Annotated in this window: 9 protein-coding genes, 1 tRNA gene and 1 CRISPR repeat array; of the genes, 5 read left to right on the forward strand and 5 right to left on the reverse strand. The window is 62.8% G+C overall.

The features are described from left to right. Positions 1-111 precede the first annotated feature (111 nt). The 3 genes from H5T65_12910 to H5T65_12920 all read right to left on the reverse strand — a co-directional run bounded on the left by H5T65_12910 (position 112) and on the right by H5T65_12920 (position 2,371). A complete protein-coding gene (locus H5T65_12910) occupies positions 112-495 on the reverse strand; it encodes a 4Fe-4S dicluster domain-containing protein (protein MBC7260132.1) in 384 nt (127 codons plus the stop codon). 80 nt (positions 496-575) lie between these two features. Beyond that, positions 576-2,033, reverse strand: a complete 1,458-nt coding sequence (locus H5T65_12915) for a PHP domain-containing protein (protein MBC7260133.1) — start codon at positions 2,031-2,033, stop codon at positions 576-578. After that, positions 2,030-2,371: an acetyltransferase gene (locus H5T65_12920; GenBank protein MBC7260134.1), complete on the reverse strand. Its 342-nt coding sequence runs from the start codon at positions 2,369-2,371 to the stop codon at positions 2,030-2,032. Before H5T65_12920 ends, H5T65_12915 begins: the two co-directional genes overlap by 4 nt. A gap of 504 nt (positions 2,372-2,875) precedes the next feature. Between H5T65_12920 and H5T65_12925 the strand changes: the two genes are divergently transcribed. The 5 genes from H5T65_12925 (at position 2,876) to H5T65_12945 (ending at position 6,695) form a co-directional block, all read left to right on the forward strand. Then, positions 2,876-4,285 carry a hypothetical protein gene (locus H5T65_12925; protein MBC7260135.1) on the forward strand — a complete coding sequence of 470 codons (1,410 nt, stop codon included), beginning with the start codon at positions 2,876-2,878 and terminating at the stop codon, positions 4,283-4,285. A 170-nt stretch (positions 4,286-4,455) separates the two neighbouring features. Next, on the forward strand, positions 4,456-5,658 hold the full coding sequence (locus H5T65_12930; protein MBC7260136.1) for a Zn-dependent exopeptidase M28: 1,203 nt from the start codon (positions 4,456-4,458) through the stop codon (positions 5,656-5,658). Continuing rightward, the gene (locus H5T65_12935) at positions 5,655-6,134 is read left to right on the forward strand and encodes an NUDIX hydrolase (protein MBC7260137.1); all 480 of its coding nucleotides are present in this window, start codon (positions 5,655-5,657) and stop codon (positions 6,132-6,134) included. The genes H5T65_12930 and H5T65_12935 overlap by 4 nt, the downstream gene beginning before the upstream one ends. Before the next feature lie 147 nt (positions 6,135-6,281). Further along, entirely contained in the window at positions 6,282-6,554 is a 273-nt protein-coding gene (locus H5T65_12940) for a TMEM165/GDT1 family protein (protein ID MBC7260138.1), read from the forward strand. A 67-nt stretch (positions 6,555-6,621) separates the two neighbouring features. Next, positions 6,622-6,695, forward strand: a tRNA-Asp gene (locus H5T65_12945). Positions 6,696-7,218: 523 nt separating this feature from the next. On the opposite strand, the gene H5T65_12950 is transcribed toward H5T65_12945, so the two are convergent. Together H5T65_12950 and H5T65_12955 are read right to left on the reverse strand one after the other, a co-directional pair. Beyond that, a complete protein-coding gene (locus tag H5T65_12950) occupies positions 7,219-7,779 on the reverse strand; it encodes a nucleotidyl transferase AbiEii/AbiGii toxin family protein (protein ID MBC7260139.1) in 561 nt (186 codons plus the stop codon). Beyond that, positions 7,736-7,966 (reverse strand): hypothetical protein, encoded by a 231-nt coding sequence (locus H5T65_12955; protein ID MBC7260140.1) that lies wholly within the window; start codon positions 7,964-7,966, stop codon positions 7,736-7,738. Before H5T65_12955 ends, H5T65_12950 begins: the two co-directional genes overlap by 44 nt. 186 nt (positions 7,967-8,152) lie before the next feature. Beyond that, positions 8,153-8,863: a CRISPR direct-repeat array (repeat unit 37 nt; unit sequence CTTTCAGTATCCTAACCTCGGATCGTGGCATTGCAAC). Positions 8,864-8,888: the final 25 nt, after the last annotated feature.

Below are 8,888 nucleotides of genomic sequence, written 5' to 3' on the forward strand. Positions count from 1 at the left end.
CCCAGGAACTTTTCGGCGATTCTCGGGTCGGTGGGTTCTGTGGAAACGGAGCCGCTCGTCAAATCAATGCGCAGGATGTTTCCGCCGTATCCGTATAGCATGGCTAACCTCCTACTCAATCCACAGCACGGACATGCCGCAGTGGGCGACGCATTGGCCGCAGCGGATGCACTTGAACGGGGCCTCGCGATCGGGGTGGACGAAGATCACTCCCTCGGGGCAGGCCTCCACACAGGCCATGCAGGCGATGCACTTCTCGGGGTCTATGTCGTACACGCCTTTCTTGTCCACGGGGATGGCGTCCACCGGGCACACTTCGGCGCAGGTGCCGCACTGGGTACAGGTGCGGACTTCAAACACGCCGGGGTCGGGGAAATGGGGGTGAATCGCCAGGCGCGCCTTCTTGGGGTTGTTTTCTCCGAAGTTGGCCAGGGAGCAGGCCACCTGGCACGCCCGACAGCCACAACACTTGCTGCTGTCTGCTCTCAGATGCATCTCGTCCTCTCCTTTGAAGGCTGGATTCTGAAGGCCGCAGATAACTACTGCGCCCAGGATAGCCGAACTCGGCGGAATTGTCAAGGCGGGGGCGGGTGTAATAGACCCTGAAGGTCTACATAAGTATAGATCGGATTCGTCATAGCCTCCATGAGCACGGCGCTGGGGTCCGATTCTTCCTCCGGCTCCAGCGGGTTCAGCAGGTCCAGGCGATACCAGGCGTTGCCGTCCGCCTGGGTGCGCCACTCGGCGGCGAAGTCGTTGCCCTGCACGACCCAGCGGGCGGCCTCGCGCCCGTTGGCGATGATGCGCAGCCACAGCCCATCGCCGCCCTCCGCGCCGACGCGAAACACGATGGGCTCGCCGGGCGTGGGGTGGAGCACGTCGCCGGCCATGGCGGTCTGCCCGCCAGCCTGGGCCGTGAAGCGCAGGCGCGGGCCGTCGGGCGCGGACGAGATGTGCACGTGCCCCGCGCGGATGCCGTCCAGAATGCCCCGCGCCGAGAGGTCCTCGGCCCACACCCAGGTGGTGGGCTGGGCCAGGTGGGGCAGGGCCTGCTCGGCGATTGTCGGGGCGATGTGGCAGTCGCTGCCGCCGACGCCCACGACGCGCCGCCCGGCGTTGAGCATGCGCTCCCAGAAGGCCAGCGACTCGTGGTTGGACACGAACCACGGGGCCTGCCACACTTCCACGCAATCCACGTCCAAGTCCTGGCCCAGTTCCCAGTCGGGGCCGTCGTACTTGGGGTGGTTGATGGAGACAAGCGCGCCGCTGTGGTGGGCCTGCTGTACGACCCAGGCCATGTCTTCCCGTGTGCGGACGCGGAAGTCCAGCCAGCGGTCGCAACCCCAGGCGTTCAAATGACCCTTGTACGTCGTAACTTCCTGTCCGGGGATGAGCAGGATGGGGCCGGAGTAGGCCGCCAGTTCGGGGTAGTGGCTGATGGTGTTGTGCTCGGTAACGGCCAGGAAATCCAGGCCGGCGTCTTCTGCGCGCTCCAGCAGGTTTCGCAGCGAGCCGCGGCCGTCGGAGTGGTGGGTGTGGCAGTGGAGGTCGCCGCGGAACCAGGCGGGGCCGGCGCGGCGCGCGAGGTCTTCGGGCATTCGGGGGCTTGGAATCTCCCCGTGCGCCGCGGTACCTGGAATCAGTCGCACGGTTACCTCATAGTCGGTGCCCGCCGGGATGAGTTTGTACGCGCCCAGCAGGATGTGCCAGCGGCCGGGGGTGATGGGGCCGGGGATGTAGCCCGGGGTGGCGTCGCGCGCGCCGACGCGGAACGAGTCGCGGGCGGTGCCGCTCCAGCCGCGGAATCCGCGCTCGGAGGGGAACGGCGTTCCTTCGGGGTCCAGGATGCCGATGTCTATCTGATTGTCGGGCGGGGCATGGGGTTCCCTGGAGCCACGCGCGGTGTAGGCATAGGCGACTTCCAGGGCGGCGACGCCGTCGGGCACGTCAAAGGGCAGCATCAGGTGCGGGTTGGCTTCGCGGTTGGCGGGCGAGATGTGCCCGCGAAGACGCAGCAGGGTCGGTTCGCTCATCGCGTCCCCTCCGGTTCCAGTTCTATCTCCAGTGCCACGGCTCCGAGGGCCTCTTTGTCGGGCGGGTACAGGGTGCGGAGCGCGGCGAGGAGTTCGTCGGCGGTCATCCCTGGCGCGATGCGCGTTACGTCCTCTGTCGCTGCCAGCGCCGCGAAGTCGGAGTACACGGTGATGCGCCGCACGCGCGCCGGGTGGGCGTCGTTGAGGCGCAGGGGCGAGCCGGGGCGCAGGCGCAGGATGTTCGGATAGCCGACGCGTACCTCTATCGTCTTCTGGCGCGCGAGGATCTGCGCCAGGTAGGGTTCCTTGATCCACAGGGTTTTGGGTCGGTCGGACATCGCGAACCTCGCGGGTGCGTACGGGGCAAGTTTACCCCAGGGTTGGGTGGCTGTCAACCGCAGGGGAGCCGGTGGCCGGTCTCCCGTATGCATTTCGGTAGAAGTTGGTCAGACCGATGAGCGGCAGCATGAAACGCATAGAGCGTAGGGCAGGTCTCCATACCTGCCTTCTGCGGCTATGGAAAGCCGCCCTACATGTCTTGGCATTGCGCCACCAACCCATGGCGTGCTACCCCCTCACGCTGCCTGTCTCCGCAAGCGGGGCGAGGGGATTGTGCCGGCCGCTCGGCTTACGCTTGCCCTGTGCCTGGCCCGAAACTTGCAGCCGAGGCGCATGGGAACGCCCCTGCGAGGCGCAATAACCCCTCAGAATTACCCAAAGGGGTTATTGAAATCTCCGGCGGGTTGACGTATACTGTACACTGAAGGCGGTAACGAATGCCTTCATGTCGCGTTATTGTGCGTGAGATGGCAGTTTTGAAACCCAAGAGAGGAGACAGGAATATGAAACGAACCGCACTATTCACCCTCATGGCGGTGCTCGTCCTGCTGGTGGGGAGCGTGCCCGCCTTCGCCCAGGGGTCCTATCCGCCTGGGACCACGTGGAACTCGCCCTTCGTGGTGCAGAACATGGGCAGCACCACGGCGATGGTCTACGTGGAGTACTACCGCATCTCGGATGGCGCGTTTATCAGCACGGCCACCGAGTCCTTCTCGCTCCAGCCCGGGCGAGGCCGCCTTGTGGATCCCAAACTGAACCCGGATCCGAACCTGACCGCAGGGCTGTACTCGGTGGTCATCAGTTCTGATGAGCCTGTGGCGGCCGTGGTCAGCGAGGAAGCCACGAACCGGCAGATGGGCTACACAGGGCTTCCGGCGGGCGGCGAGAAGGTGTACCTGCCCAACATCACCAAGAACTACTACACCTTCAACACGCCGTTCTACATCCAGAACAGCGGCACCAGCACAACGTCGGTTACCATTGAGTTCTTCTACTTCACCAACGGGCAGAAGGTTACGAGCGCGACCCGCGTGATCTCACTTCCGCCGAACGTGAGTTACGAGTACGACCCGGCGCTGGTGCCCGATTCTGAACTGCCGACCAACAAGCAGTATTCGGTGGTGGCGACGGCGTCGCCGGGCGGCTCCATCGTCGCGGCGGTCAACCAGATTAGCAGCAACACGTATCTGGCCTATGCCGGCTTCAGCGGCGGCGCCGATACGGTCTATGCGCCCAACATCGTGAAGGGGTACGCGGGCTACATCACGCCAGCCGTGATCCAGAACGTGGGCACGGTAACGGCCACGGTTACGGTGGAGTACTACGGCATGACGGATGGGGTCTTCTACTCCGGCGCGGGCGCCAAGAACGTCGCTCTCGGCCCCGGCCTGTCCCTGCCCGAGCGCCCATGGACATGGCCCGATTCCGTGCTGCCCAACAACAAGCAGTACTCCATGATCATCCGCGGCAACCCGGGCGACAAACTGGTGGCCATCGTGAACCAGAACCGCAGCGGCCCCACCTACATTGACGGCACGGCCTACAACGCCTTCACCACCGGCTACCAGAACGTCTACGTCCCCTGGGTCATGAAGGGGTACGGCGGCTACCTGACGCCCATCGTGATCCAGAACGTGGGCACGGCCCCGGCGACCTTCAGCGTGCGCTACTACGATCTGGATACGGGTGTGGAGTACCCGAACGCAGGCGCCAAGAACTTCACGCTCAACGCCGGCCAGTCGGTGCCCGAGCGGCCCTGGACCTACTCGGACTCGGTGCTACCCAGCAACAAGCGGTTCACCGTTGTGATTGAGGGGCAGGCGGGCAACAAACTGGCCGCCATCTGCACGCACGTCAAGAGCGGAAGCGTGGACCTGTCCTTCGCTTACGAGGGCATGGGCCGCAACCCGTAGGACGTACCTTCTCTGACCGTAAGAAGGCCGCCGAATTCGGCGGCCTTCTTTTTTGACCGCAGGCAGAATCTGTGCGAGAATGCGCGGCGTGTAGGGGACTTATCCACGAATTGGACGAAAGGCTTCCGCCGGGCGATTGAGCCCATTCACTTCAGAACAGGGGAGAAAATGTGGACGAGACGAAGGACCTGGGCCAGCGCGCCTATCATCTGTTGCGCTTCATCGTGGACGAGATCGGCCCTCGCCCCGCCGGCGGCGAAGGCGAGATGAAGTTCCTGGAGTTCGCGGAGGGGTTCTTCCGCGACCGCGGCCTCACGACAGAACGACAGGTGGTGCCCAACGTCCCGTCGCCGACGGGCCTCTTGCCGCTGATGGTGGTGGGTATCGTGGGTTTGTGGGCCGCCGCGTGGTATCTGCCGGAGGCGCCGTGGGCTCCGTGGGCCTACGTTGCCGTGTTGGCGCTGCTGCCCAGGTATGTGCGCCACGCCCGCGCGAGATGGGGCAAGAGCGGGGCGACGGGGTACAACCTGACGGCTACATTGCCCAGCGCCGGCCCAACCGAGCGGAGGCTCATCCTGTGCGCGCACCATGACACCGCCCGCGCGAGTCGCGTCCCCAGCCCCAGGGTGGGCGAAGTGGCGCGCACCTTGATGCGGCTGTGGCCGTTCATCGCCCTGGGTCTCGGCGCTGCCGGTCTGGTGCGGGCTGTGGATGCGTGGATGGGGCCGTTCGTGCCGTGGCAGGCCTGGACAACATTGCGCTGGGTGCTGATGGCAATCCTCGTGCCCTGGGGCCTGTTCCTGCTGGGTTACCAGGGGCTGGCGCGCAGTCGGAAGTTCTCGCCCGGGGCCAACGACAACGGGTCGGGCGTGGCCGTGCTCATGGCGGCTGCCGAGGCGCTGGCCCAGGAGCCTCTGTCGCGCACGCAGGTGGACGTGGTCTTCTTCTCGGCGGAGGAGAGCGGGCTCATTGGGTCGGAGCGCTACGTGAAAGCGCATTGGGGCGATTTGAACGGCGCAGCGGTGTTGAACGTGGACATGGTGGGCTCCGGCGAGCGTTTGACCTACGTGAGCGGCGCGGGGCTTTTCCCACCCAGGCGCACGACACGATGGCTGAATGCGGTGCTTCGCAAGGTGCGGCCGGAGATGCGGGGGCGGTGGTACTGGATGGGGAACAGCGACTTTTCTTCCTTCCTGGCGAAAGGGATTCCGGCGACCTCGTTGGAGGCTAGCGGGAAGGGGCGCGAGAACGTGTATCATACCGACCGCGATACGATGGACTTCATTGAGCCGATGCTGCTGGATGAGGCGGCGCGACTGGTTCTGGATTTCGCGGCGGCGGTGGACTCGGCAAGCGCGGAGGAGCGGGGATGAAGCGCAAGTATCCGGACGCGCCGATTGTGGCGGTCGGGGCGATCGTGGTGCGGCAGGGGCGCGTGCTGATGGCCCAGCGGGGGCATCCGCCAGGGGAGGGGATTTGGGCCTTTCCAGGCGGGGTGGTGGAGCTGGGCGAGACCCTGGCGGAGGCCGCGGAGCGCGAGATATGGGAGGAGTGCGGCATTCGGGTGCGTGTCATTCGGCCGTTTGGGGTCGTGGATCGCGTCCTGCGCGATGCAGCGGGGCGCGTGGAGTATCACTACGTCATCGTGGACATGCTGGCGGAGTGGGTGGAGGGGGAGCCGCGCGCCGCATCGGATACTTCGCAAGTGGGCTGGTTCAGCGCGGAGGAACTGGATGGGCTGCCTCTGTCCCCTGGCGTGTTGGAGATGGCGATGCGGGCGCTGGGTGAGGTTGGGGCTTCGGGCGCTGGGGCGGATTTGACGGCGCGGTCGGCGGATGGCATAATGTGAGCGTCAGAGGGGAGTCGCTCCACCTGTGCGGCGGGATAGACATGCCGGCCTTGTGCCTGGTTCCGTCGGTTGGCGCGAGCCGATGAGCGAGACCTTTGCCATGAGGCAAGGGTCTTTTTGGTGAGTTGACATAAAAGGAGAAGCGAGATGGACTGGAAGGTGTTGACGGCGACATTTGGGCTGCTGTTGTTGGCAGAACTCGGGGACAAGACGCAGTTGGCGGTGATTTCCATGACGTGCAAGACAGGGAAGCCGTGGATGGTGTTTTTGGGGGCGGCGCTGGCATTGGTGGCGGTTACGCTGATCGGGGCATTTGCGGGGCAGGTGATCTCGCAGGTTGTGCCCGCGCAGGTGCTGAACAAGGTGGCGGCGGCGCTGTTTGTGGTGATGGGCGTGGCGATGTGGTTTGGAGTGTTCTAGGGTGTGTGGAGCGGGCGATTTTGACAAAGGGCGGGTTTTATGGTAGGATGTCGGCGTATCCACAAGCGGAGGCGTGGTGCAGCGGCCTAGCATACCTGCCTGTCAAGCAGGAGATCGCGGGTTCGAATCCCGTCGCTTCCGCCTCTCACAACAGTCTAGTGCGAAGAACGGCTCGAAAATAGGTCGTGGCCGGATGGCTGCGACCTGTTTGTTTTCCACCCAAAGCTCTTTGAAGACGAGTCGAGCGATCTTGCGATCATGCCCGGTGACCCGGGCAATCTCGCTGATTGTCATCCCTCTTCGGCGCATATCCTTGATCATGAATCGTCCCTCCACTTTCAGCACGGTAGTCTCCTCCTCGGCACTCAGGCTAACCAGGCCATTGTGCCTTGGCCGAAACCACCTCACAAAAGTGGGGAGTTTTATCTTGGCCGTTTTGGGGATTTTACCCTTGGCCGTGACAGAATATTGTCGTGAGGTTATGCATGGTACCCTCTACGACCTCCAAGGCGACGAGTGGGTGGACCTGCTGACCTTGGGCGCAGAGCGGAGTATCGGAGGAAGCGGAGGGATGAGAAGAGGCGGGAGAAGGAGAGGGGGGCGCGAAAACGTAGGAAGGAGGCCGGAAAGGGTCAATGAAAGATGTGGCACTGAAGGCTGTGCCTCACTTGCCCGGCTGGCTTTCCTCCGCAATCTCGTCAAACCTCGCCAAGTAAGGCTCGGAGAGCGCATCGGAGAACTCCCGGAGCCACATGCGCGTGTAGGCTAAGTCTACGCTCGGATTCTTCAGCAGCATGACGCGGACGTCTTCCAAGTCTCGCGGACGGCCCGCGATGATCTTGTGGATGATCACGTCTTCCAGGGACGCGAATCTCACATCGGCCTTGCCCATCGGCACCGTGCGAACGCGCTCCAGCGCCTGTTGCTCATAGGGAGAGAAGGAGAATACGAAGTCCACGCGGATGCCGGTCGCGAGGTCTTCACAGGGGAGCACCATCGTTTGGCGCGTGAACGTTTCGGGGTCAATGAGAGGCTTGAGACCGGCTTTCTCCGCCAGCGACAGCACATCCGCCAACCGGTCCAGACCCGCGCCGAGAGTGATGTCAATGTCCTTCGTCAGCCGAGGCTCGCCGTACAGAAGCACGGCCTGGCCGCCGATGACCATATATGCGATGCCCGCCTCATCCAGCGCGAGCGCGATTTTCTCCAGTAAGGCTGTGAACACGCATCACCTCCGCCACGCGGATATCCACCTCAATCCCGTCCAGTGGGTCGCGGCAAGGCAGTATGCCCAGCGCCCGCGCCTCCTCGTAGAGCGCCTCCACGATGAGCAGGCTTCGGAAGTAGTCGGGCGGCTCTCTCCGTATCCTGGCGTCTTCAAATTGCTGTACCATGCGCCGATTCTTGATCATGATGCGCCTCGCGTTTGCATGGAATCATTCTAGCGGGTTTCGCCAGGTGCGTCAAGGCGCGTCGCGTGATATCCGTACGCGACTCCGGTTGTGGTGGAACAGGGCATCCGAAATGCAGATGAGCGCGTGGGGTTGCGATCAGAAGAATTCCACAAAGCACCTGCTGGCCGTGTGCCGCGGCATACTCTTTCAGTATCCTAACCTCGGATCGTGGCATTGCAACTATCATGTGGCCCTTGCGTCAAATCCGCCTCGCTTTCTCTTTCAGTATCCTAACCTCGGATCGTGGCATTGCAACCGACATGGAAGAAGGAACCAAAAACGTCATGGAAACTGTTCTTTCAGTATCCTAACCTCGGATCGTGGCATTGCAACTCACCAGAAGACGCCTACTACGCAATTGCGAACGCATACTTTCAGTATCCTAACCTCGGATCGTGGCATTGCAACTCCATGTTCACGAGCGGCCAGAATGAAATCCTATTCTCTTTCAGTATCCTAACCTCGGATCGTGGCATTGCAACTATATCAAAGTCTACGACACGGCGGGCACGGCGATAGCTTTCAGTATCCTAACCTCGGATCGTGGCATTGCAACTGCACTTCTGGGGCAATAGCACTGGCAAGGGTATTATCTTTCAGTATCCTAACCTCGGATCGTGGCATTGCAACTCACTGCTTTCACGAAGGCAGAGTACGTGAGCCATCCATCCTTTCAGTATCCTAACCTCGGATCGTGGCATTGCAACAAGTATATGCTCGGAATTGGAATCAGCGCGGGCCAAGCTTTCAGTATCCTAACCTCGGATCGTGGCATTGCAACTCACAAACGAAAGCCCCACTGGCTGGTGGGCGGCAAGCTTTCAGTATCCTAACCTCGGATCGTGGCATTGCAACGCTCTTCAGTCTCGTGGCAAGCCAA

Source organism: Chloroflexota bacterium (assembly GCA_014360805.1).
GTDB lineage: Bacteria > Chloroflexota > Anaerolineae > DTLA01 > DTLA01 > DTLA01.